The organism is Acidimicrobiia bacterium (assembly GCA_041394025.1).
Taxonomy (GTDB): domain Bacteria; phylum Actinomycetota; class Acidimicrobiia; order IMCC26256; family JAOSJL01; genus JAOSJL01.
In genome coordinates this window covers 330,347-354,683 of record JAWKJA010000002.1, presented here as the reverse complement: position 1 = coordinate 354,683, position 24,337 = coordinate 330,347, and the positions used below count along the sequence as shown (strand labels likewise).

Annotated in this window: 18 protein-coding genes; 3 read left to right on the top strand and 15 right to left on the bottom strand. The window is 69.6% G+C overall.

From position 1 onward, the window contains the following. The first annotated feature begins 115 nt into the window (after positions 1 to 115). The 3 genes from R3A49_01570 to R3A49_01560 are packed head-to-tail and all read left to right on the top strand — an operon-like array spanning position 116 to position 8,028. Entirely contained in the window at positions 116 to 1,285 is a 1,170-nt protein-coding gene (locus tag R3A49_01570) for a glycosyltransferase family 4 protein (GenBank protein ID MEZ5169421.1), read from the top strand. Beyond that, complete coding sequence (locus tag R3A49_01565; protein MEZ5169420.1) at positions 1,282 to 5,736, top strand: alpha-(1->3)-arabinofuranosyltransferase family protein; 4,455 nt, start codon at positions 1,282 to 1,284, stop codon at positions 5,734 to 5,736. The genes R3A49_01570 and R3A49_01565 overlap by 4 nt, the downstream gene beginning before the upstream one ends. A 9-nt stretch (positions 5,737 to 5,745) precedes the next feature. Continuing rightward, positions 5,746 to 8,028, top strand: a complete 2,283-nt coding sequence (locus tag R3A49_01560; GenBank protein MEZ5169419.1) for a hypothetical protein — start codon at positions 5,746 to 5,748, stop codon at positions 8,026 to 8,028. On the opposite strand, the gene R3A49_01555 is transcribed toward R3A49_01560, so the two are convergent. From R3A49_01555 to R3A49_01485, 15 genes are all read right to left on the bottom strand, one after another. Beyond that, positions 7,995 to 9,467 carry a bifunctional glycosyltransferase/class I SAM-dependent methyltransferase gene (locus R3A49_01555; protein ID MEZ5169418.1) on the bottom strand — a complete coding sequence of 491 codons (1,473 nt, stop codon included), beginning with the start codon at positions 9,465 to 9,467 and terminating at the stop codon, positions 7,995 to 7,997. The two genes, R3A49_01560 and R3A49_01555, sit on opposite strands and share 34 nt — an antisense overlap. A gap of 22 nt (positions 9,468 to 9,489) precedes the next feature. Beyond that, on the bottom strand, positions 9,490 to 11,106 hold the full coding sequence (locus R3A49_01550; GenBank protein MEZ5169417.1) for an NAD(P)/FAD-dependent oxidoreductase: 1,617 nt from the start codon (positions 11,104 to 11,106) through the stop codon (positions 9,490 to 9,492). Between the two features lie 180 nt (positions 11,107 to 11,286). After that, positions 11,287 to 12,450, bottom strand: coding sequence for a hypothetical protein (locus R3A49_01545; GenBank protein MEZ5169416.1), 1,164 nt, complete (start codon positions 12,448 to 12,450; stop codon positions 11,287 to 11,289). Then, positions 12,440 to 14,083, bottom strand: coding sequence for a glycosyltransferase family 39 protein (locus tag R3A49_01540; GenBank protein MEZ5169415.1), 1,644 nt, complete (start codon positions 14,081 to 14,083; stop codon positions 12,440 to 12,442). The genes R3A49_01545 and R3A49_01540 overlap by 11 nt, the downstream gene beginning before the upstream one ends. 73 nt (positions 14,084 to 14,156) lie before the next feature. Next, the gene (locus tag R3A49_01535) at positions 14,157 to 15,143 is read right to left on the bottom strand and encodes a TIGR03560 family F420-dependent LLM class oxidoreductase (GenBank protein MEZ5169414.1); all 987 of its coding nucleotides are present in this window, start codon (positions 15,141 to 15,143) and stop codon (positions 14,157 to 14,159) included. After that, entirely contained in the window at positions 15,136 to 15,618 is a 483-nt protein-coding gene (locus R3A49_01530; protein ID MEZ5169413.1) for a hypothetical protein, read from the bottom strand. The genes R3A49_01535 and R3A49_01530 overlap by 8 nt, the downstream gene beginning before the upstream one ends. Continuing rightward, positions 15,615 to 16,625 carry an alcohol dehydrogenase catalytic domain-containing protein gene (locus R3A49_01525; protein ID MEZ5169412.1) on the bottom strand — a complete coding sequence of 337 codons (1,011 nt, stop codon included), beginning with the start codon at positions 16,623 to 16,625 and terminating at the stop codon, positions 15,615 to 15,617. The genes R3A49_01530 and R3A49_01525 overlap by 4 nt, the downstream gene beginning before the upstream one ends. 14 nt (positions 16,626 to 16,639) lie before the next feature. Continuing rightward, the gene (locus tag R3A49_01520; GenBank protein MEZ5169411.1) at positions 16,640 to 18,223 is read right to left on the bottom strand and encodes an MFS transporter; all 1,584 of its coding nucleotides are present in this window, start codon (positions 18,221 to 18,223) and stop codon (positions 16,640 to 16,642) included. A gap of 38 nt (positions 18,224 to 18,261) precedes the next feature. Further along, positions 18,262 to 19,455: an acyl-CoA dehydrogenase family protein gene (locus tag R3A49_01515; protein MEZ5169410.1), complete on the bottom strand. Its 1,194-nt coding sequence runs from the start codon at positions 19,453 to 19,455 to the stop codon at positions 18,262 to 18,264. A 46-nt stretch (positions 19,456 to 19,501) separates the two neighbouring features. Continuing rightward, on the bottom strand, positions 19,502 to 20,791 hold the full coding sequence (locus R3A49_01510) for a hypothetical protein (GenBank protein MEZ5169409.1): 1,290 nt from the start codon (positions 20,789 to 20,791) through the stop codon (positions 19,502 to 19,504). A 103-nt stretch (positions 20,792 to 20,894) separates the two neighbouring features. Then, entirely contained in the window at positions 20,895 to 22,154 is a 1,260-nt protein-coding gene (locus tag R3A49_01505; protein MEZ5169408.1) for a thiolase family protein, read from the bottom strand. Next, complete coding sequence (locus tag R3A49_01500) at positions 22,151 to 22,624, bottom strand: Zn-ribbon domain-containing OB-fold protein (GenBank protein ID MEZ5169407.1); 474 nt, start codon at positions 22,622 to 22,624, stop codon at positions 22,151 to 22,153. Before R3A49_01500 ends, R3A49_01505 begins: the two co-directional genes overlap by 4 nt. Next, entirely contained in the window at positions 22,621 to 23,049 is a 429-nt protein-coding gene (locus tag R3A49_01495; GenBank protein MEZ5169406.1) for a Zn-ribbon domain-containing OB-fold protein, read from the bottom strand. The genes R3A49_01500 and R3A49_01495 overlap by 4 nt, the downstream gene beginning before the upstream one ends. Before the next feature lie 41 nt (positions 23,050 to 23,090). Beyond that, positions 23,091 to 23,519, bottom strand: coding sequence for a MaoC/PaaZ C-terminal domain-containing protein (locus R3A49_01490; protein MEZ5169405.1), 429 nt, complete (start codon positions 23,517 to 23,519; stop codon positions 23,091 to 23,093). Between the two features lie 51 nt (positions 23,520 to 23,570). Beyond that, complete coding sequence (locus R3A49_01485) at positions 23,571 to 24,311, bottom strand: hypothetical protein (GenBank protein MEZ5169404.1); 741 nt, start codon at positions 24,309 to 24,311, stop codon at positions 23,571 to 23,573. Between the last annotated feature and the right edge of the window lie 26 nt (positions 24,312 to 24,337).

The following is a 24,337-nucleotide window of genomic DNA, read 5'->3' as shown; positions in this document are numbered from 1 at the left end:
GCGGTCCGCTCCCACGGGCCGGCGAATGGCAGACTGCACGCTTCGCGAGACCTTCTCCGAAGCACGCGGGGTCGGTCCGGCCCGGGAGCCCCCATGTCCGACGACCCCGATGTCTGTGACTGATCCGCCGCCACCTGCGGTCAAACTCGGCGACATCGCGGAGCAGGCCGGGCTACGCCGCATCCACATCCTGGCGTGGCGTGATCTCGACGACGTGGAGGCCGGCGGATCGGAGGTCCACGCCGACCAGGTGGCGCGGCGCTGGGCTGCCGCCGGGATCGACGTGACCATGCGGACGTCCCACGCCCAGGGTCAGCTACCCACCGGCATGCGCCACGGCTACCGCGTCGAGCGCCGATCCGGGCGGCACCTGGTGTTTCCCGATGTGGCACTCTCGGGCCTCCTCGGCGGGCTCGGGCCCCGCGACGCCCTCCTCGAGGTCTGGAACGGAATGCCGTTCTTCACGCCGCTGTGGGCGCGCGGCCCGCGGGTCACGTTCATCCACCACGTCCACGCCCAGATGTGGCGACAGGCCCTCACACCCGGCCTCGCACGCATCGGGGAAGCCGTGGAGTTGAGGATCGCACCCATCCTGTACCACCGGTCGCGGATCCTCACACCCTCCGAGTCGTCCCGCCGTGAGATCGTGGAACACCTGCGCATCCGTCCCGACAGGGTGTCGGCGGTCCCCAACGGCGTCGACCCGCGTTTCACGCCCGGGGCCGAGCGCTCTCCCCATCCGCTCGTCATCGCCGTCGGGCGACTCGTCCCCCACAAGCGGATCCCCGCGCTCCTCGACGCCCTGGCCGTGGTCCACGAGCGACACCGCGACCTGGAGGCGGCAATCATCGGCGACGGCTACGAGCGGGCCGCGCTGGAATCGGCAGCCCACGAGCGTGGGATGGAGTCGTGGGTCCGTTTCACGGGCCACGTCGACGACGAAGCGCTCCTCGAGTGGTGCCGACGCGCCTGGCTCCTCGTGAGTGCGTCGGGTGCCGAGGGGTGGGGCATGACGATCACCGAGGCGGCCGCGTGCGGCACACCGGCGGTCGTCACCCGCATCGCCGGCCACGTCGACGCTGTCGCCGACGGGTACAGCGGACTCCTCGCCGACACACCCGCCGACCTCGCGCCGAAGATCACCCGGGTCCTCGACGACGCCGCACTCCGGGCACGGCTCGGCCAGGGGGCCGTCGCCCACGCCGGTCAGTTCACCTGGGACCGGACAGCCCTCGAGATCCTCCGGGTCCTGGCCGACGAAGCCCTCCGGCACCGGAGACGATGACCGACTCCGGGGCGGCCACCGTCGGCAACCACGACCGGCATCCTGCACCGAGCGCGCCGTCGTCGGGGCTGTCGCAGCGCGCGGTCGCGGCGATGTCCTATGGCGGCTTGGCTGCCCTCGCCTACATCCCGCTTCTCCTCACTGCGCCCGGACGCGTGGCTGCCGACACGAGGCAGCTCATCTACCTCGACCCCGGCGGCTTCGTGCCACGGGCCCTCTCCCTGTGGGACACGTCCACCCACCTCGGGACGGTGACCCACCAGAACCTCGGGCTGGCCTTCCCGATGGGAACGTGGTTTCGGCTCACCGAGCTCCTGGGGATCCCGGTGTGGGTCGCACAGCGCCTGTGGCTGGGCACGATCCTCTTCGCCGCGGGCACCGGGGTTCTCTACCTGGCGCGCACGCTGCGCTGGCGCGGGTTGGGCCCCATGGTGGCCGCGCTCGTGTTCATGCTCAGCCCGTACATCCTCCAGTACGCGCCGCGGACATCCGTCCTCATCCTCCCGTGGGCCGGTCTGCCCTGGCTCGTGGCCTTCACCCATCGCGCCGTTCGCACCGGCGGGTGGCGGTCTCCCGCACTGTTCGGGCTCGTGGCACTCGCCATCGGCGGGGTCAACGCCACGGCGCTGGTCCTCGTCGGGATCGCGCCGGTCCTTTGGTTGGTGTTCGCGGTATGGGTCACACGTGAGGCCTCAGGCCGCGAGGCGATCGCCGCCGCGCTCCGCATCGGTGTGCTCACCGTCGCCGTGTCGGTCTGGTGGGTCGTGGCGCTGATGGTGCAGAGCCGCTACGGGCTGCCCGTGCTCCTCTACGGCGAAACTGTCGACCAGGTCGCCACCACATCGACCGCGACCGAAGTCCTTCGCGGGCTGGGCTACTGGCTCTTCTACGGCCGCGACGGGCTCCAACCCAACATCGCCGCCGCCGTCGCCTATCTCCAGAACCCCGGGCTTCTGACCGTCAGCTTCCTGCTCCCGGCGATCGGCCTCGTCTCCGCATTCCTCCTGAAGTGGCGCTACCGCGCCTACTTCGCCGCGCTCGTCGTGGTCGGCGTGGTCATCGGCGTCGGCACCTACCCGCCCGGCGACCCGGCGCCACTCGGTGAGGCGTTCTCCGATTTCGCCGGCGACTCCACCGCCGGACTGGCTCTCCGGTCATCGTCGCGCGTGGTACCGCTGCTCGTTCTCGGCTTCGCCGTCCTGATCGGTGCGGCAACAACGGCCCTACGTGTCCGCCGTCCCCGTGCCGGGTTCGCAGCGGCGGTGACCGTCGGACTGCTCGCGGTCGTGAACCTCCCGGCGCTCGCGACCGGCGACTTCGTCGACCGCAACTTCGACCGCGACGAGGAGTTGCCGCAGTACTGGGAGCAGGCAGCCGACGTCATCAACGAGCGCGCGGCCGGGAGCACGGATCCCGCCGACGTGAGGATCCTGGAGATCCCCGGCATCCAGTTCGCCGCCTACCGCTGGGGCACCACCTACGACGCCCCGGTCAGCGTCGGGCTTCTCGACACGGGTGTCGCCGCCCGCGAGCAGATCCCGTTCGGATCGGCGCCGTCGGCCGACCTCATGATCGCCCTCGACCGGCGCATGCAGGAGGGGGTGTTCGAGCCCGAGGTCCTCCCCGTGGCGGCACGTCTGCTCGACGCCCGGACGGTCCTGTTGCGCTCCGACCTCGCCTACGAGCGCTACCTGGCGCCACGCCCCCGCGCGCTGTGGTCGCAGCTCACGCCACCGCCGGAGGGCCTCGGCGACCCGCAGGGCTTCGGTGAGCCCGTCGAGAACGTCGCCGGGCCCGACTTCCCCCTGCTCGACGAGCAGGCGCTCGCCCTCCCCACCGACGTGGCCGACCCACCTCCCGTCGTGCTGTTCGATGTGGCCGGCGTCGACGGTGTCGTCACGACCAAGTCGGCGCAGAACCCGGTCCTGCTCGACGGCGACGCCGAGGGACTGCTCGACGCCGCCGCGGCCGATCTCATCAACGGGGAGGAGCTCCTCCTCTTCGGCGCCACGCTCGAAGACGATCCCGACCTGCTGGCAACGTCCCTCGGCAATGACGGCGCCGTCATCGTCACCGACACGAACCGCCTCCGCGAGCGCCGGTGGCGTTCCACCCGGGGCAACACCGGGTTCACCGAGACAGTGGACGACGAGCTCGTGGGCAGCGGGGCCGGTGAGGGTGAGGCCGTCCTCGAGGTCTTCCCCGATGCGAGCGACGACACCCGCACCATCGCTCTCCATGGCGGTGCGAGCGCCTCGGCCACGACCTACGGCGGTCCGCAGACCTTCGATCCGGCCGTGCGGCCGGCGGCCGCCATCGATGGGGATCCCGCGACGGCGTGGCAGGTGGGACCGCTCTTCGACGGCGAGGGCGAGCGGCTCGTGATCACCACCGACGAGCCGGTCACCACCGACCACCTCGATCTCCTCCAGACGCAGAACAGTTTCGGGACGTTCAGCATCCGCGAGGTGAAGATCACGCTGGACGGCAGTGAACCCTTCACCGTAGACCTGGGTCCCGAATCGCGTACCGCGGACGGCCAGAGAGTCGTGTTCGACGAGACGACGTTCTCCGAGGTCGAGATCGAGATCACCGACACCGGCGTGGAGGACCCCTCCGAGGACGAGGCCCTCACCCCGGTCGGCTTCGCCGAGGTGGGGATCCCCGGGGTCACCTTCGACGAGATCATTCGCCTTCCCGTGAACCTGACCGACGTTCTCGGCGACGGCGGCGCGGCGGCCCTCGACACGCCCCTCTCCTACGTGATGACCCGCCTGCGCTCCAACCCGGCCGAACCACTCCGACCCGACGAGGAGCTGAGCCTCTCGCGGCTGTTCACCGTCCCCGCGACGCGTCAGTTCTCCCTGTCGGGAACTGCCCGCCTCTCGGCCGCCGCGAGCGACGAGCAGATCGACGACGCTCTCGGACTCCCGGCCGACGGTGACATGGTGGTCTCGGCGCGGTCTTCCAGCCGGCTCCCCGGCTCGCTCACCTCGCGGGCGCGCTCGGCTGTCGACGGCGATCCCGACACGCGCTGGACGCCGGGGTTCCTCCAGAACGTCGGGGCATCCGTGACCGTGGACCTGGCCGAGACTGCGTCGTTCGACCGTCTCGACCTGGAGCTCGTGGCCGACGGACGCCACTCGGTACCGACGCAGATCACGGTCTCGGCGGGCGGCGAGGAACGCGTCGTCGAGATCCCCCCTCTCCAGGACCAGGACGCCGACAACCGGGCACTCACGACCCCCGTGACCTTCCCGACACTGACGGGCGATTCCGTGACCGTGCGCATCGACGACATCCGACCCGTCGTGACGACCGACTACTTCAGCCAGGGACCCATCGAGCTCCCCGTCGCCATCGCGGAGCTGGGCATCCCGGGGGTCGTGACCGGGTCTCTCAACCCCTACCCGGGAGATTTCTCGGACACGTGCCGCGACGACCTCCTGACGGTTGACGGCGCGGCAGTTGCGGTACGGCTCGTGGGCGGGGCGGGCGATGCCGTGGCCCGTGAGCCGCTCGCTGTCGAGATGTGCGACACGCAGCTGCGTCTCGACGCCGGCGACCATGAGCTGCGAGCGGCGATGGGCCGCGACTCGGGAATCGACATCGACCGAGTCGTGCTGGCCTCCGAACCCGGGGGATCCCCCGTTCCGGTGACGAACGGAGCGCTTCCCGAACCCACGATTCCGCCGCTCGGGCCCGACATCGAGGTGACCGACACGGGGCGCGTGAGCTACGACGCCACCACAGCGGCGAGCGACGAGGCCTTCTGGCTCGTTCTCGGCCAGAGTCACAACGACGGCTGGGAGGCCGACGTCGCGGGAGAGGGTTCGCTCGGATCTCCAACTCTGGTCGACGGGTACGCCAACGGATGGCTGCTCGAACCCGCCGGAAGGCGAGACATCTCCGTGACGTGGGCGCCACAGAAGATCGTGTACGCCGGCATCGCCGTCACCGCTCTGGCGGCCCTCCTCTGCCTCGTCCTGGTCTGGCGTGGGAGACGCATCAGCGAGGCGGACCGGGCCGTGTCCGGCACCGCCGTCCCCGCCCTGGCACTACCCTCCACCGGGGAACCGGCCCTGCGCAGCCTGACATCCCGCATCCTGACCGTCGCCGCGGCGGCGCTCGCGGGAGTGCTCCTCGTCGGGCCCGGCTGGGGGCTGCTGCTCGCCACCGTCACACTGGTCGCCGGCACCACACGCGGTGGCCGGGCGACCGTAGCCGGGACCGCGCTCGTGCTGGTGTTCCTCGCCTTCCTGAGCGCGATCATCGGACAGGTCACCGACCCCCACGTCCCCGACTTCGCCTGGGCCAACGAGCAGGAGCTGGGCCACCGCCTCGCCCTGTCGGGGATCATCCTGTTGGCGGTCGACATCGTCTTCGGCCGCCTCGGTGCACGTCCCGAAACTGCCGGCTCCCGACGGGGCTCCGGGAGCCCGGTTCAGTAGAATCCCCGGATGGCGCAGGACCTTCTCGACCGGGACCGCGCGCCCGAGGACGGCCCGGAGGCCACGTCCACCGGCGAGCCGCCCGATCCCATCGTCCGCGCCCTCGCCAAGAAGCGCTTCACGACCGCCGTGGTGGTGGGTGGCCTCCTCGGCGCCATCGCCTTCGGATGGATGGTGAGCGCCGGCACCTTCGACTTCACCCAGTGGCAGAAGGTCGGTTCCTTCTACGACGCCCAGGCCGAGAGCTGGCTCGACGGCCACTGGGACATCGAGCAGAAGATCCTCGGCATCGAGTCGTTCGGCCACGAGGGCAGGACCTACATGTACCAGGGCCCGTGGCCCGCCCTTCTGCGCGTGCCCGTCTTCGCCGTCACCGATTCCTTCTACGGACGGCTCACCGCCCTCTCCATGCTGGCGGCGTTCGCCGTTGCCGTCGTGTTCTCCGCACGTCTCCTGTGGAAGCTGCGCAACATCATCCGGCCGCGCGCACCCGTGCGAAACGGCGAGTTCGCGTTCACCGTCTTCTTCATGTTCGTCCTCGGGGGCGGCTCGAGTCTCCTCTACACGGCGAGCCGGGCGTGGGTGTACCACGAGGCGATCATGTGGGGCGTCGCTCTCTCGATCGCCGCGTTCGACGCCATCCTCGGCTTCTACCTGAAACCCTCGCCGAAACAACTGGCCTGGGTCGCCTTCTTCTCGATTGCAGCAATCTCGTCACGTGCCTCGATCGGGCTCGGCCCCGTCGCCGCTGTGGGGCTGCTCACGCTCGGCCTCGGCGTCGCGTGGCTCCGGAAGGCCCTCGTCGCACGACGACCCGATCACAACGAACCCCGCTGGGTCACGACCTGGGGCGAGCGGCTCGCCTGGCTGTCCCCCCGCCAGATCGCGGGCAACCCGCGCTATTTCGTTGCCGCCGCCGTTGTCTGCCTGCTTCCGGTCGTCTCCTACGCGGCGGTCAACTACATGAAGTTCGAGTCGCTCTTCAGCATCCCGTTCTGGGAGCAGAACTTCTCGATCGTCGACCGCGGTCGCCAGGCGTTCCTCGAGGAGAACGATGGAACTCTCTTCGGCCTGAAGTTCATCCCCACCACTGCACTCCAGTACCTGCGACCCGACGCCCTCTCGTTCACCGGCACGTTCCCGTTCGTCGACTTCCCCCCGTTCCCCGGACGGGTCATCGGCGGCTTCAAGCTCGACCTCTTCGACCGGTCGTCGAGCATCCCGTCCTCACTCCCCTTCTGGGTGGCCCTCACCGCCCCGGCGGTCTACGCCGTCGTGCGCCCCGCCCGTACGGCGGCCCGCAGGGCTCTCAGCGTCGTTCGTGTCCCGCTGCTCGGCGCCGCGGCCGGGGCCCTCACCCTGCTGCCCTTCGGCTACATCTCGAACCGCTACATCGCCGACGCGTTCCCGTTCCTCGTCATCGGCGGCGGCGCTGGGATGTACCTGCTGTGGCGCTACTTCGACGACAAGGACCTGCGCGTGACGACGTGGTGGATCCGTCCCGCCGTCGCCTGTCTCGTCGTCCTCGGGCTCTTCACCGTGTGGACCAACACGTCACTGGCGCTGCTGTTCCAACGGGCGTACTCACCCAACGTCCCCGAGGAGCGGATCGCCGGGTGGATCGACACCACCCACGCCGTCAACTCGGCCCTCGGCATCGACGACCTCTCCAACGTCGCCGTGGGTGACGAGCTGCCCGACAGCGGCTCCAGCGGCGATCTCTTCATCATCGGGGACTGTGACGGCATGTACCTCTCCGACGGCCAGGAGACCAACGACGTGAAGTGGACCAACTGGAACGCCGTGGAGCGGACACCCGAGACCGGGCGCTTCGTCTTCGAGGCGACGTTCGAGGAGCAGCCGGCGGGGACACGCGAGCCCATCCTGGTGTCCGGCACGCCCGAGCAGCCCGACATCGTCTGGATGCGGCACCTCGGCGACGGACAGGTCATCTTCGGCTACGACGGCGAGCCCTTCGAGGACCTCGCGACGACCCGCGACGAGCAGGAGTACCTGCCGATCGACATCGACTTCGACAAGACCTACACCCTCGATCTCGTGATGGACCCGCGGGTGTCGTCGATCCTCGTCCGGCTCGACGACGAACTCGTGTTCGAGACCTTCTACACGGGCCCGCGTGAGGTCACCGTGGGCGAAAACGTCGTCGGCTACCCCGACGTCACGCCGACGCTGAGTGCCGACCTGGAGGAGCTACCGGTGCAGACCCCGGTGTGCGACGAGCTGCTGGCGGAGCTCGATCAGTCGGAGGCGGGGAGAGCTCCGAGCTCGTAGAGATACTGGTAGGCGAAGAGGTTCGGCCACACCGACACACCGAAGCGGTCGACGGCGCCGAGCGCCCCACCACCACGAGCGGGACTACCGCCTGCCGGGCCGTCGGGACCACCACCGGTGTCGCCCGAGCCACGATCGACCACCTCGAGCGGGAGCCCCACGGCCTCGCGGCGCCGGACGTCGAAACCGACGCTGTCGACGAGACGCTCGAAACTGCGACGCGTGAAGAACCGGACATGACCGCGGTCGAGTATCCCCCGCCGGTCGTAGTCGAAGCGCCCGAGCCCCACCCGGGCCCGTGGGTACCAGTGCGCGAAGTTGGGGATGCTCGTGACGAGTGACCCACCCGGCCGGAGCCGGTGCCGGATCTCGCGCATCAGGTCTCCGGGCTCACGGACGTGCTCGAGGACGTCGGCGGCGAGCACGACGTCGAACCCGTCGCCGACCTCGTCAGGCATTCCCCGGTCGAGATCGGCCTCGACGAACTGGTCGACCCGTTCGCCGACCCCGTCGATCTTCTCGATGTCGACACCTGTGACGGTGTGCCCGTACCCCCGGAGGATCTCCGCGAGCGACCCGTCGGAGCAGCCAAGGTCGAGTACCCGGCTCGCGGGGCGACCCCGGAGCCACGACAGCAGGCGCGAGTGTGAGGTGCCGTCGGACTCCTTGAGCTCGTACGCCTGGTCGGAGAACGCCATCTCGCCCGTGCCGAAGCCCATCTTGTGTGCCCGGTAGCGCACGACGTCCTTCGAGACATCGCGCGCGTACTTCATTCCGTCGACGTAGCAGATCTCATCGCCGTAGTAGGTCGGGATCGGCACCTCGGCGATCCGCTTCGACGCCTCGCGCAGCTGGATGATGATCTGGGTGTCGAAGTTGAAGCCGTCATCGTTGTGGTGGAAGGGGATGTCCTTCAGTGCGGCGACGCTGTAGGCGCGGTAGCCCGAGTGCCACTCGCTGAGCTCGAGGCCGACGACCTTGTTCTCGAAGGTCGTGAGGATTCGGTTGCCGACGTACTTGTAGAGCGGCATCCCGCCGCGGCGGGCCTCTCCCTCCTCGAGCATCCGCGAGCCGAAGACGGCGTCGGCCTCGTCGCGCTCGAGGGGCTCCACGATCTGCGGCAGGCACTCGGGGGCGTACTGACCGTCACCGTGGAGCAGCACCACGATGTCGAGGTCGTTGTCGATCGCCCACTGGTAGCCGGCCTTCTGGTTGCCGCCGTACCCGAGATTGCGCGGGTGTCGCACAACGGTGAGAGGGAGATCGGCCTTCTCCTGCTGGTATCCGAGACCGACGAGGTACGTGGAGTCCTGGCTGTGGTCGTCGCCCACGAGCACCTCGGAGACCCGCGGGCGGAAGTCGTCGGGGATCCGGTCGAGGACGTGGGCGAGGGTGGAGGCGGCGTTGTAGGCCACCACGAGTATCCCGATGCGCTTCATGGGGCCTCCCGACCGGGTCAGTCTACGCCGTGGCCTCGTCGATGCCGTCGTCGTCGCGGTGGTCGTGCAGGCGTCGTGCCGGGTCGACAGAGCGTGGGATCGTGGGTGCGTCGCGCCCGGTGGCCGACGTCGCCTTCGCCGGCCCGTTGCTTCCCGATGTCTCGTGGTACTCGGCTTCGACATTGACCGACCAGATGTCGTGATCGGCGTTGTCGACGATGTTCTCGACCGTGAGCATCGCCGTGTACATCGAGTGGTCCTGGTTGTTGTACTTGTGCATTCCGTTGCGGCCGACGGGGTGCACGTCGGGCGCGTTGGCGGCGAGCCAACCTTTCAGGACTTCGACGTTGTCGCGATACGTCTCGTCGTAGGTCGGGTAGGCCTTGGGCTGGCGCACGACGTAGCCGGCCTCGACGCGCGCGGGGTCGACGAGACCGAGCGCCTGGAGCTCGCGCTTCCCACGCTCGATGAGCTCGTCGTCGGGCGCATTCCACAACTCATCACCCTCGAAGACGAAGTACTCGAGGCCGAGGCACGTGCGACCCTCCTTCACGAGGTAGGGCGACCATGAGCCGAAGTTCTGGATGCGGCCGAGCATCACCTCGGGGTCGTGGACGTAGATCCAGTTGTCGGGGAAACCGACCTCCTCGGGGACGACGAGCGCCACGGTGAGGAAGTCGCGGTACGTGATGTCGGCGGCGGCCGAAGCCGTGGCGCGGTCGACGGCGGGGTCCATGGCGCGCAGCAGGCCCGTGAACGGCATCGAGGAGATCACGTGGGTCGCCGGGTAGCGCGTGGTGGCGCCGTCGTCGGACACCGCCTCGACGGCCACGACCTCGCCGTCGCTGTGCTCGATCCGCGTGACACGCGTGTTCATGTGGACCTTGGTGCCTTGGGCCTCCACGAGGTCGCGGCAGCGCTCCCACATCATCCCGGGCCCGTACTTCGGGTACTGGAACTCCTCGATGAGGCTGGTGACCTGCTTGCCCTTGCCCTGCCGGCGCTTCCACCAGTCGGGCTTCAGGGCCTCCCACACCGCCCGGAACAACGACAGGTTCTTGATGCGCTGCGCCGCCCAGTCGGCCTGGATCTGGTCGGCGTCGACGCCCCAGACCTTCTCGGTGTAGGTCTTGAAGAAGTGGTTGTAGAGACGCCACCCGAAGCGTGACGCCGTCCAGCCCTCGAACGTGGTCCTGTCCTTCGGGGGCCTGATCCTCACCCACACGTAGCTCAGCACGCACCGGACGGCCTCGAGGAAGCCCAGGCCCCTCAGTGCGTTCATGGGTTTGATCGGGTAGTCGAAGTACTTGCCGTTGTAGAAGATCCGGCTCATCCGTGGGCGCTGGAGGAAGTCCTCGTCGGGAAGGATCTCGTGCCACAGGTCCTCGACCGGCTGGACCTTCGTGAAGAAGCGGTGGCCACCGATGTCGAACCGCCAGCCGTCACGCTCCACGGTGCGCGAGATGCCACCCACCGTGTCATCGGCCTCGAGGACCGTGGCGGTGAGCCCCTTCTTACCGAGCTCGTAGGCGGCGGTGAGCCCCGCCGGGCCCGCGCCGATGATCACGACCTGCGGGTCGTCCGCCTCCGACGGGGTTCCGGGGGAGGATGGCGTGGAGGCTCGGGCGGTGGGGCTCATGCGGTCCTGGTCCGGAGGGTGGTTCCCGGCCGCCGGCACAGTGTGCGCGGGCACGCGCGTCGTCGGCGCGGTGGCCGGTGGGGAGCGGGCTCCTGGGTCGGAACAGTGTACCGGCACCGGCCTCGAAGACCCGGGATCGTGATCCCCGTGGCGTTGCGTACCCAACGGTGGGGGTGGGCGTCAGGGCGTGTAGATGCCCGTGAAGGCGAGCAGGGCGTAGATCGCGAGGGCCGCGCTCGCGATGCTCACGGCCGTGCGCTCGGCCCACTGCTCGCGTGTGACCATGGCCGTGGCGATGAAGAACGGGAACGCCCCCATCGCGTATCGCTCCAGTGAGTCGAGGTTGCTGGTCGACAACGCCAGGAGGAGGGTGGCGGCCGAGTAGAGGCCGTATGAGAGGGGGAGTCGCCGGAACATGATGACGAGCAGCGCGATCAGGAACACCCCCCACAACGCGTGCAGCCCGTCGATGACCGGGTCCCGTTCGACCAGCTGGCCTGCGGAGTCCAGCAGGCTCGACACGGGATCACGCGCCGAGCCCTGCCGCGTCGGGTCACTCTGGAGCGTGAGCGGGAGGAACATGTCGGAGAACGCGATCTGCACCCACAGCAGGTAGACCCCGATACCGATTCCCGACGACAGGACGGCCAGAGCCCCGAGGAGCCGCTCCCTGGCCTTCGACTCCTTCCAGACGCGCCAGACCTCCACCGCCGCCGGGATCACCAGGAAGATGGCGAACGGCCGTGTGAGCCCTGCAAGGATCCCGAGGGCGAGTGCGGGCAGCCACCGTCGCGACCGGATGCAGAGGAAGAAGCCGACCGCGAGGGCGAGGAACAGGGCCTCGGCGTATCCCATGACGAGCACGAACGCCATCGGCCAGATTGCCGACAGCCACACGGCACGCATCGCCAGTGCCTCGTCGCCCGTCTCGCGCAGCACGAGGCGACGGAGAAGAACCATGAACACCGCCGCCGACACGTTGGCGATGATGAGCAGTGCCAGCGCCACGTTTCCGGCCAGGACCCACGAGAGGCCGCGGCCGAGCAGCGGGAACAGCGGCCAGAACCGCAGGCCCACCTCCCCCACCCCACCGTAGCCGTCACCGGCGATCCCCTTGTACCAGTCGGCGTCCCAGCCGAGAAGGCCGTCGCGCAGCTGCACCGGGTCCGGCCCGCTGCTCAGCTCGTCGATCACGACCTCGGCGGCGACGAGTGCCGCCACGGTGAGGATCCGGGCCACGACCCACGGGAAGGCGACGATGCGCAACTCCGTGGCCCACCGCCACGCCGTGTCCGACAGGCGCTCACCCCACGGCACCGACGCCCTCGGGGTGTCAGGGCTCACGGGGACCGAATCGGGTGAGACTCTGGAACTCGTAGAACTCGTCGCTGCCGGTGACCATCGTCTCCGTGTCGGGCCGGGCGCCCTGGAGGGCGGTGACCACGGCCTCGCAACTCCCCTCGAGGGTCCGGTAACCCGCCGCCCACACCAGCCAGACCGTCCCGTCGTCACCGGCGGCGTCGAGGAGGATCTGCGCGTAGGCGGAGGGGTCGGTGGCGGCGTTGCGCTCGGCGTAGTCGGTCCAGTCGACGAACTCGGGGGATGCGCCGTCGGGCCAGGCGAGCATGTCGACGTCGGCGTCGACGATCCGGGCCACGGCCGGCCCGACCTGGTCGGGGCAGAACCCGACGATGTCGCCGGGTGCAGCCCGGCTGTTGACGACGTCGGCGACCTCCCCGGCCTGCGTCCGGTCCACGGAGGCGGCCTCGATCCCTCCGGCGAGCCCCAGGGCGAGGAGGGCGACGACGACCACCATGCGTAGCTCGCGGGAGGCGAAGGCCAGGAGCCCGACGGCGGCGACGAGGAGGTACATCGGTAGCACCACGGCGGCGTAGCGGGCCTCGAAGGCGCCGGCGGTGACCCAGGCAATGCCCCCACCGACGAGGAGTGTCCCGAAGCCGACGGCGGCCTCGTGGCGTGTGACGGGTCGGGTGAACAGGTCGAGCTCGATCCGGCGACGGTCGATCGCCACGCCGAACACCCCGAGCAGCGCGACGAGGCCGAGCACCGGCCCCATGAGCCATCCTGCCGGTACGAACCCGCCGCCGAACTCGATGACCGCACGTCCGGTGGCCGTCGTGAGCGCGATGGGTGTGGCCCACGGCGTGCCCGTGTGCTCGAGCTGGTGCAGGAACGTCGGGACCCAGGGAATGAACGTCGCGCACCCCACGATGACTGCAGCGAGAGTCCTCCGGGCAGGATGGGGCTCGGCGTCGCGCCACGACCGTACGACCAGGTACACCACCGTGACGCCCACGAGGTAGAGCGACCAGTAGGCGTCGTACAGCAGCAGGCCCGTGACGAGAGCCACGACGGCGAGGCGCCCGGGTGCGGGCCTCTCGAAGGCGCGACGCAGCGCGAGCACACCGAGGGTGACGAGGAGAATCTGCAGCGAGTAGGGACGGGCCTCGGTGGCGTACCGGATGGCGAACGGCGACAGGGTGAGGAGGAGGAAGGCGAGCCACGCCACGGTGCGACCACCCAGGCGACGCCCCGCGAACCACATGGCAGGGAGCGTGGCGACCGCGAAGATGCCCGACAGGGCACGTACCGCCACATTCGAGTCGCCGAAGAGGTCGATCCAGACGTGGAGCAGGACGTAGAACAGCGGTGGGGATCCGTCACGCTTCAGGGTGTCGACGAGATCGCCGAACGGGACCTGTGCGATGTTGACCGTCAACGCCTCGTCGAGCCAGAGTTCCGAGCGCGCCACGAAGCGGAGGATCAGCCCGGCGACGACGAAGGCACCGACGACGAACGGGGCCGCCTTCCACACCCACGCGGGGAACACGCCGCCGGGAACACCGCCGATCAGGTCACGACCGGAGCCCTCGGGCGACGGGCCGCCGTCGGCTGCCGTGGGGGGAGGCACGGGCGCGCGCGTCGCCTCGTCGATCGCTTCGGGGGAGGTCCGCACCGGGTCATGCTAACGCCGGATCCGCAGGATTCCGGGACCTGAGAGGGAGCCCCGGCACCAGCGACGGGAGGTGTCAGACGCCGACGAGGGGTGCGACCTCGGTCATGAAGCGTCGCAGTGACCGGTCGTCGGGGTAGTCGCGGAACCAGAGGACGAACTCCCGACAGCCCGCATCGATGAACTCCTGCACCTTGCCGGCGACGTCAGTCGTCGTTCCCACGAAGTTGTCGCGGACGTACTCGTCGTCGGGCTGCTCGTTCCACAGGTTCCCGCCCTCGGGGCTGTCGAGCCACGACCGGAGCTCGGCCGCCGAGTCGACGATCAGGCAGTCGGGTGCGTGGGTGCGTGTGATCTCATCGCAATCACGCCCGATGTCGGCGCAGTGCCGACGGAGCACCTCGGACTTGTGGCGGAACTCGGCCGGCCCGACCTGCCAGTTCGTGGCATCCGCATGCCGCGCCGCGATCTTCAGCGTGACCCTCTCACCGCCACCCCCGATCCAGATCGGTGGGAGGCGCTGGAGCGGCTTCGGCTCGGCGTGCGCACCGGTGAGGTGGTGGTGGGGGCCGTCGATCGTGACGGTCGCGTCGGTCCACAGCCGCCGGATGGCCACCACGGTCTCCTCGAGCACGTCGAGGCGCTCACGGTCGCCGGGGTAGCGGTAGCCGTAGGACTCGTACTCCTCGCTGAACCATCCCGCACCCAGGCCGAGGATGAGCCGCCCGCCCGAGAACACGTCGACGCAGGCAGCCTCCTTGGCGAGCAGGCCGACGTTCCGGTACGACGAACAGGTGACGAGCTGCCCGAGCCCGACCCGCTCGGTCCGCTGCGACAGTGCCGCGAGTGTCGTGAACGCCTCGAACATCACCTCGGGCTCGCGCCGAGGGACCGTCTCGACGTGGTCGTACACCCAGAGGTGGTCATAGCCGAGGCTCTCGGCGAGCTGTGCCAGCTCGACCGACCGGTGCCAGGCGTCAGCCGCGGGCCAGCCCGCGTACTCCAGCTTCCATCCCTGTGGGACGAACGCGCCGAACCGCAGAGCGTGCTGCGGCTCAGGCATCGGCTGTCGCGGCTCCCTCGCGGAAGTCCCACCACTGCACCTCGAGCATCATCGGCAGGAGGAACCCGACGTAGATGCTCGTGATCGCGAGCATCCCGTGGTCGTCGACCGACTTGTCGACGATGTCGACGCGGTCATCCTTCACCTCGTACTCGCGAGCGCGCGCCAACATGTCGTCGAGCTCCACCTCGGTGGCGACGGACATGCCGTAGTGATCCATGCGCGGCGCTCTCATGGGCTCGTCGTTCGCGATGAGGAACACGAACTGCTCGTAGGTGTAGGCCGACAGCACGAGGCGCTCCCGGTCGACGGTCATCGTGGGTAGTTCCTCGAAACCGAACACCGTCCCGTAGAAGTCGGTGATCGACGCCCGGCCATCCTCACCGAGGAGGTCGGCCGGAAGGCTCATCGCCACGTGGTTGAAGCGCGGCGTTCGCATCCGGTCGGTCGCGGTCGTCGGTGTCGTGTCGCTCATGGCGTGATCAGCACCTTTCCGGGAATCGTGCCGGCCTGGAGATCCTTCAGGGCGTCGAGCATCCGGTCGAGCGGCACGTCGGCGGACTCGACGAGGTCGTCGAGAGGCAGGCAGCCACTCGCCATGAGCTCCAGCGCCGCCTCGAAGTCGGGCGGCCCCGATGCACAGGAACCGGTGACCACGAGCTCGTTCAGCAGGATCCTGTTGGGATCGAGGCTCGGGACGTCGAGGCCGGCACCGACGATGACGAGCGTGCCGGTGGTACCGAGCTGCCCGAGACACGCCTCGACCGCCGGCGCCTTGCCCGAGCACTCGAAGGCGACGTCGAACGCGTCGTCAACGACTCTGCTGGGTGATGCCGGCGTGGAGAAGTCGTCCGGCTCGCACACCGACGCCCCGAGGCGCGCCGCCAGATCACGACGTGCCGGTGACGGCTCGCTCGCGACGATGTCGCTCACGCCGCGCGCGGCGAGGACCGCGATGATCAGCGCGCCGATGGGCCCCACACCGGAGACGAGGACCCGGGCAGCCGGGTCGGTCGGTGCGCGGTCGAGGGCATGGAGCGCCACGGCCAGCGGCTCGGCCAACGCGGCGTGGCGCAGCGGTAGTCCGTCGGGAGGGTGGAGGAGCTCAGCCGCCCGGGCGACCACGAACTCGGCGAAGGCCCCCTGGAACTCCGTCTCACCCATGGGCGCACGGTTCTCGCACAGCGAGGTCCTGCCATCGTGGCAGAAGTCGCACTCACCGCAGGGGGCCGTGGGCCCGCCCACGGCCGGATCGCCCGGCGCCCACCCGTTCACCGCACTCCCGACGGCCACGACGGTTCCCGTGTACTCGTGGCCTCCGATGGTGTCGGGGATCCCCCACCCGTCGAGGACGGCGTGGAGGTCGGTGCCACACACGCCGCAGTGCTCGACCGACACGAGCACCTCGTCGGGGCCCGGGTCGGGGACAGGGATCGTGTCGATCTCGAGTACGCCGCGTCGCCGGTAAACCGCTGCCCGCATCGCAGTCGGGATCTTCATATGCTCACCCCGGCGTCGGATCCTGTACCGCCTGTTGCCTCGATCTCCTCTTCCTGGCGACCGGGCGGGATCACGAGCGCCGCGGCAAACCCGACCGCGAGCATGCCTGCGGCGGCGTAGTAGACGACCTGTTGGGCCTCCGCGAAGTCTGTTGCGGCCGCAGACGCCAACTCGTCCTCCTTCTTCGAGTCGGACGCGCTGCTGGAGAAAGCGGAGGAGTCGCCACCGCCCGACTGCGACAATGCCGCCGCGACCTCGTCGGCGCGGGAGGCGCTCAGCCCCGCAGATTCCAGGGATGCCTCGACGCGGTGCGACGTGGCGGTGATGAGGATCGTCCCGAGAACCGCCATCCCGACGCTGGCTCCGAAGTTGCGCACTGTCTGCGTGATTCCCGTCACCTCGCCGCGGCTGAGGCGGGGGCCACGATCGATGGCGTCGGTGTTGGCCTGCCCGATGACAAGACCGAGGCCCGCGCCGGTGAGCACCATTGCCGGCCACTGCGAGCCGACGGAGAGGTCGGTGAGCGTGCTCGCCCACCACACCAGTCCCGCGCACCCGAGGGCGCAGCCGAGAACGACGGGCGGTCGCGCACCCACTCGATCGAGCATTCGACCACCGATCTGGGCAGCAACCATGAAGCCGCCGAAGATGATGAGCAGATAGGTGCCCGCGTTCGACGGTGACCACCCGAGTGCGATCTGCGAATAGGTGCTCGCGAAGAACATCAACGGTATGAAGACCATGAACGCGAAGAACAGCACGGCGTTGTCGGCGGCGAAGGCACGCTGGGCGTAGATCTGCATCCTGATCAAGGGGACGTCCGTTCGCAGCTCGACGAGCACGAACGCCGCCAGCAGCACGGCACCGGCCGTGATGGATCCGATCGTGGCCGGTGACGTCCAGCCCCAGACCGAGGCCTGCTGGAGTCCCAGGACAGCGAGGCCCATTCCGGCGACGATGAGAACGAGGCCGCGGACGTCGATTCTCTCGCGCTCGTTCACGACATCCGCCGGAATCCTGAAGGTGAGGATGAGGGCGATGATCGACACGGGGACGTTCACCCAGAAGATCGAGCGCCATGTCCACTCACTCAACACGCCGCCCAGCACGGGACCGACCGCCGTCATGGCGCCGGTGACACCGAAGAAGACGGCGGTCGCCCTCCCGCGTTCGCCGAGCGGGAACGAACCGATCACGAGGGTGAGAGCAGCGGGGAAGAGGAGCGCTCCGCCCGCACCCTGAACGACGCGGAACGTGATGATCCAGGGCTCGGCGACGGCTCCCGCGGGTGTCGCACCACACAGAGCGGAGCTCGTGGCGAAGATCACGATCCCCACGATCGCCATACGCCGATGGCCCATGAGATCGCCGAGCTTCCCGCCGAAGGCGATGAGGGCCGCCGTCGACAGGAGATAGGCGTTGACGATCCACTGCACGCCGGTTGACGAGAGCCCGAGGTCCTTCTGGAGCTCGGGGATGGCGATGGAGACGATCGTCATGTCGATGAAGATCATCGACACGGCGAAGACCATCGCGGCCAGCGTGAGCCGGCCCTGACCCGACGTCGCCGCGGAGCTCATCCGTTCCCCCTGATGTGTCCCCACCCGCCGGCCGTCGCCTAGCGAGGAAGGCCGAGCACGCGCTCGGCGATGATGTTGCGCTGGATCTCGCTCGTACCCCCCGGGATCGTGCCGCCGAAGGAGCTGAGGTACTGGGTCTCCCACGAGCCGGTACGCAGGAGCTCGAAGCCCGGGAGCGACGAGTCGACCGCCGCCGGGCCGAGCGCCTCGACACCGTCGAGGCACACCCGTTGGACGGCCTCTCCCCCGAACAGCTTCAGCAGCGAGTGCTCGGGGGAGCTCTTGCCGGCGAGGAACTTGGAGAAGCCGCGGTACCCGAGGGCCAGCATGGCGGTGGCGTCGATGTACGCGTCGGCCACGCGATCGGCGAAGCGGGAATCGTCGGCGATCAACCCGCCGTGAGGCGCCGGGCGGCGGCCGAGATCGCGCAGGGCCTCGGCGCCGCGTTGGAGGTCGTAGGCGTAGTTGATCCAGAGCATCGCCCGTTCGTGGGCGAGGGAGCCGCCCGCGATGGGCCAGCCCTTGTCGATCTCACCGAGGAGGTTCTCTGCCGGGACACGTACGTCGGACAGGAACACCTCGTTGAAGTCGGTGCGTTCGGGGTCGGTGAGCTCGGCGAACGGGCGCGTCTCGAGACCGGGGGACTCCATGTCGACGATGACGACGCTGATGCCCTTGTGCTTGGGAGCGTCAGGGTTCGTGCGCACGAACAGGAGGCACCAGTCGGCGTGGTGGGCACCCGACGTCCACACCTTCTGGCCGTTCACGACGAACTCGTCACCATCGAGGACAGCGGCTGTCTGGAGTCCGGCGAGGTCGCTGCCGGCGTCGGGCTCGCTCATGCCGATACACCAGGCGATCTCCGCTCGGAGCGTCGGGAGGACGAACGCCTCGCGCTGGGCGGCGCTTCCGTAGTCGTTGATCGACGGGGCCACGATGCCGAGGCCCTGCGGGTTGGTGCTGCGCTGGAGGCGGGCGCGGGAGAACTCCTCGAAGTAGATCATCTGCTGGGTGGGCGTGGCGTTGCGCCCGCCCAGCTCGGGTGGCCAACCCGGCACCAGCCAGCCATCGTCGAAGAGCTTGCGCTGCCACGTGCGGGCCCAGGGCCGAAGATCCGCCGATGACCGGGGTGGGTCGGCCGCGCGCACCTCGGGGTCGGGCGCGTGGGAATCGAGCCATGCGAGCAGCTCGGCGCGAAAGGTCCGGTCGGCGTCGCTCTCGCGGAGATCCACAGGTACGGAAACTACCCGACACACCAAACACCCAGGGCAGATGCCGTCAGGGAGTGACGGGCCCCAGGACGGTCCGCCAGAGCCGGTAGAGCGCGCCGAGGACCGCGGAGGGCTCACCCGTGTCGGCCGACGCCCGACCGAGGACCGCCACCGAGTCCGTGGTCCACACCAGGGCCGCCCCGCCAGGGTCGATCTCGCATCGGTAGCGACCGGCGGCCGGGTCACCGGCCGAGCGGCTCCAGGCTCTCTCCTCGGTCTCACCGTCGAGGCAGCGAGGCGGGCCCGACAGCGCCGTGGGCCCGCGCAGACCGGCGGGCGCCGTGGCGGTGAACGCGGCGTTCATCGACTCGGTGTCGGCGAAGAGGCTGTAGTGGACCGGGATCGCGTCGGTGCCGCACTCGAGGACGGCGAGAGCGAGGTCGTCGGCGAGTGTTCCGCCGGGGCCGTCGGGCGCACGGCAGCCGTCGCGAAGTGCCGTGGGTACGAACGCCCTGAGCGCGGCGGCTGCACCCCGAGCTCCGGGCAGCGCCGGCACGGAATACCGCTGTGGTTCGCCCGACCCGGCCGTCGACGGGGGAGCCGGCGCGGGCACGCTCGTGGTCGTCGGCACCGGGTGGCCGGTCGTGGTGGTCGGCGTCGGTGCGTGTGACGGCGCCATCGTCGGAGAGCCGCCCGACGCCCGCGAGATGAGAACGGTTGCGAGCGCCACGACGCCGACGGTCGATGCAGCGACGGCCGCGAGGCGCCGACCCCGGTGGGTCGGGTGCCGGCGGGTGGTGCGCCCCGACCGAGATGTGGCGCGCAGGCCCTCGAGGGGGCCGGAGCGCTCGTCCCAGAAATCCATCGCGCCGGTTCCGTCGCCGGGAAGTGGGGTGACGGCCACACGTGCGGCGTCGACGAGCGCCGCACAGCTCGTCGCGCGCCGACCGGTGACCGGGTCGTGACCCCGCGCGAGCGAACGCCGATCGTCGGGCCCGAGCGTGCGCACCAGGCAGCGCACGACCAGCGACCCGAAGCTGACGACGTCACCCGGGATTCCCGCTCCCAGGCGGGGTGTCCCACCGGTCGAATGACCCTCGGGCGGGGCGCCGCGCGGGTGGCTGTACCCACGCGAGTCGCCGTCGGGCTCCTCGACCCGACCGTCGAGCGGCCCGTCGATTGGCTCCGCGAGCTCCACACCCAGTTCGCCGTCCCGCAGGCTCACCGTGACCTGGGTGGCCGACACGGCGCCGTGGGACCGCCCACGGCGGTGGAGGGCGTCGAGCGTCGCGGCGACGGGCCCGAGCACGGCGCAGGCCACATCCGGGGGCAGGTCAGCGCCCCGCCGCAGGAGCACGTCCAGAGTTCGAGCCTCTGATAGGCAGTCTGTCACAGTCTGACACACTACGAGTAGGCGCGTACGGGAACAAGGGGGAATTCGGATTCCCGGCGCGGCGCTCTCAGCGCTCGGTGGTGAGCAGCATGCAGCCCGCGAGGGGGCCACCGCCGGCGGCCGCCACGGCCACCGCCGGCTCACCCGGGACCTGACGGGCTCCCCCGTCGCCGCGGAGCTGCACGACCGCCTCGTGGAGGAACCCGTAGCCGTGGAGGCGACCGCCCGAGAGCTGCCCGCCCTGCGTGTTGAGGGGCAGTTCACCGTCGCGGGCGATCCGGTGCCCGCCCTCGATGAAGGGCCCGCTCTCGCCCTTCCCGCAGAAGCCGAGCGCCTCCAGCCACGTCATGGTGATGAAGCTGAAGCCGTCGTAGAGCTCGGCGACGTCGACGTCGGCGGACGTGAGGTCGGTTCGCGTCCAGAGCTGCGCCCCGGCGTCTCGGTCGGCCATCGTCGTGAGGTCGTCGAACTGGTCCCACGACGGTCGGCCGCGCACAGCGGACCCGACCGCTTCGACGACGACGGGGGTGTGGGGCATGTCGGCAGCGACCTCGGCGCGCGAGATGATCATCGCCGTCGCTCCGTCGGCGGGGGCGTCGCAGTCGTAGAGGCAGAACGGCGTCGTGATCGTGCGGGCCGACAGGTAGTCGTCCATCGACATGGGGTCGGTGTAGACGGCGTTCGGGTTGAGGGCGGCGTTCTTCCGGGCGTTGAGGGCGATCTGGGCCATCTGCTCACGTGTCGTGCCGAACTCGTGGAAGTGGCGCTGTGCGTTGAGCGCCAGCCAGACCGCAGCCGACGGCGCGGCGAACGGCAGCGTCCACTGCATGAAGTCGGGGGCGCGGAACCCGCCGCCTCCTCCCCCACCGTCGCCGCCGTGCCCGCCGCTTCCGGCTCCGGGCATCACGCCGGCCCGGCCCTTGTCGCCCTGGGCCGTGGCCTCCCACACGGAGCGGAAGCAGAGCACGTGGGTCGCCAGACCGGCCGCCACCGCCAGGCACGCGTCGATCACCGAGCCGAGCTGGCCGGGCAGTTCGATCCCTCCCGTGAACCAGCCGAGCTCGAGGCGGAGGGCGTCCTGCACCTCGACGACCCCTGCGCCCGAGAATCCCGGCGGGCCGAACCCTCCCCCGGGGTACGTGGCGATGCCGTCGATGTCGGCGCGGGTCAGACCGGCGTCGGTGATCGCCGCCATGCACGCGTCGAGGGTGAGATCGAGCGGATCGCGTCCGATGCGACGCCCGACCTGCGACTGGCCGAGGCCGGTGACGGCGCTGCGGCGCTCGATGCGGAGATCCGCGGCGACGGCGTCGAGAGGGTTGCTCACGACGCGGCCCCGTTGCCCGAGGGCTCGAAGAGCGGGATCCACACGTCGTCATGGTGCTCGAAGGTGACGCGTACCGGCATGCCGATCGTCACGTCGTCGGGTGGGCACCCGACGATGTTCGTGGTGAGCCGGAGGTCGTCCTGCTCCTCGATGCTGACGATCGCCACGACGTAGGGGAGTTCCGGACCGGGCATCCACGCCTGGTGGTTGATCGTGTAGGTGTGGACCGTCGCCCGGCCCGACACGGCCTCCGGGGCGAGGTCCCTGCCCTCACACGCCGGGCAGAACGGCACCGGCGGGTGGACGTAGTACCCGCAATCCCGGCAGCGCATGAACACGAGCTCGCCGCGCTCACCCCCGGTCCAGAAGGCGCGGTTGCGGTCGGTGAGCCTGGGGAGGATCCGGAAAGGCTTGTCGGGCAAGGTGTCGGCGGTCGTGTCGCCCGCGCCGCCCGTGTCGTGCCCGCTCATGTCGCTGCTCGCGGTGTCGGCGCCGGGCGGAACACCGGGATCACGACGTCGTCGTCGATCTCCTCGAAGGACACCTCGAGGTCCATGCCGATGGCCAGGTCGTCGCGGTCGCACCCGGTGACGTTCGAGATCATCCGCGGCCCCTCGGCCAGGTCGACGACCGCAGCGACGTAGGGCACCCGCTCGGGGAACGGAGGGAGATCGTTCTGGTGGACGACCGAGAACGAGTAGAGCGTCGCTGAGCCCGAGGCCTGCACCCATTCCGTGTCGGTGCTCCAGCAGACCTTGCAGAACGGACGGGGGTAGAACTGGTGGCCGCCGCACGACGCGCAGCGCTGGATCAGGAGGCGGTGGTCGCGGGCGGCGTCCCAGTACGGCTTCGTCTCGACGTCGGGGTTCGGGAGGTCGAAACGCGGCACCGGCACAGCGGGGTTCCTCTGTGAACTTCTTCTGCGGACTCGGCCGGTCAGCGGGTGGGGAGCGTCGCGACGGCCTCGCCCGAGACCTTGACCTCGCCGTCGGCGTTCGCCAGCTCGGAGGTGATGTCGATCAGGTTCTCGCCACCCTCTGTGCGCTTGGCCGTGACGGTGTTGCGCGCCGTGAGCACCTCGCCGGGCCAGGTCTGCTTCGTGAAGCGGACCTTGAAGCTCCTGAGGTTGCCGACTCCCACGTAGTCGGTGAGTGAGCGGGCGACGAGCCCGGCCGAGAACATTCCGTGCCCGAACACGCTCGGGAAGCCGGCTGCCTGGGCGTCGGGCTCGACGGTGTGCATCGGGTTGAAGTCGCCCGACGCCCCGGCGTACTTCACGAGGTCGGTCCGTTCCAGTGTGTGCGACAGCTCAGGGGCAGTGTCGCCCTCACTCACGTCGTCGAAGAACAGCTTGTCCTCGGCCATGTTCGAATCGGTCTCCCCGGATCCCCTACTCCGCACCCCTACTCCGCACCCCTACTCCGCACCCCTACTCCGCACGTGACGTCTGTCGTCGCCGTGGCGCCACGCGTGCCGCCCTTCTGCTACCCGCTCGTCGCCCGGAATGTCAACTTGCGGGTGCGCCGTCCCCACCGATCCCCCACCGAGATGGCTGAAGAACAGCGCGGTCGTTGCCTCCTCGTCGAACGACTCCCCTCGTAGCTCCAGGGAACTGAGGTGGCCGTCGTCGCTCGTCGCTTCGACGGCAGTCTGGCTTTCGAAGAAGGCACGAGGCGGGAGTGCGAAGCTGTAGGCATCGCCGCTGCGTTCGACCGAAACACCATCCACCGTGTCCGACAGTGTCTCGAGGAGACCCAGGAGGTCATCCGCGAGCGAGTACTCCTCCGGATACGGGACCTCGGTGTAGAACCCGGGTCGGCCCAAGGTCGACTGGTATGTGTCGAATCCGATCGCGATCACCTCGAAGTCGGCCTCCGACTCCGAATCGGAGCTGACATCGCGGACACGATCGGGTAGCTGGTAGTCGGTGAAGCTGGCCGGGTGGCCCTTGCCGTCGTCCGCGTCCTCGAGCCCTTCACCGGTCTCGGGATCCACGGGGATGGACGTCGTCCGAAAACCCGAGGCCGCCAGGGTCGCGTCGATGGCCGCCTGGAGCTCAGCCACCGGATCGCCCGGTTGAGCTTCGCCAGAACTCCCCGAGTCGCATCCGGCCGCCACCAGGACCAGAACGACAAGACCCGCGAAGACGCGCTCCACACGGTCCACGCTAGCTGTGTCCCGAC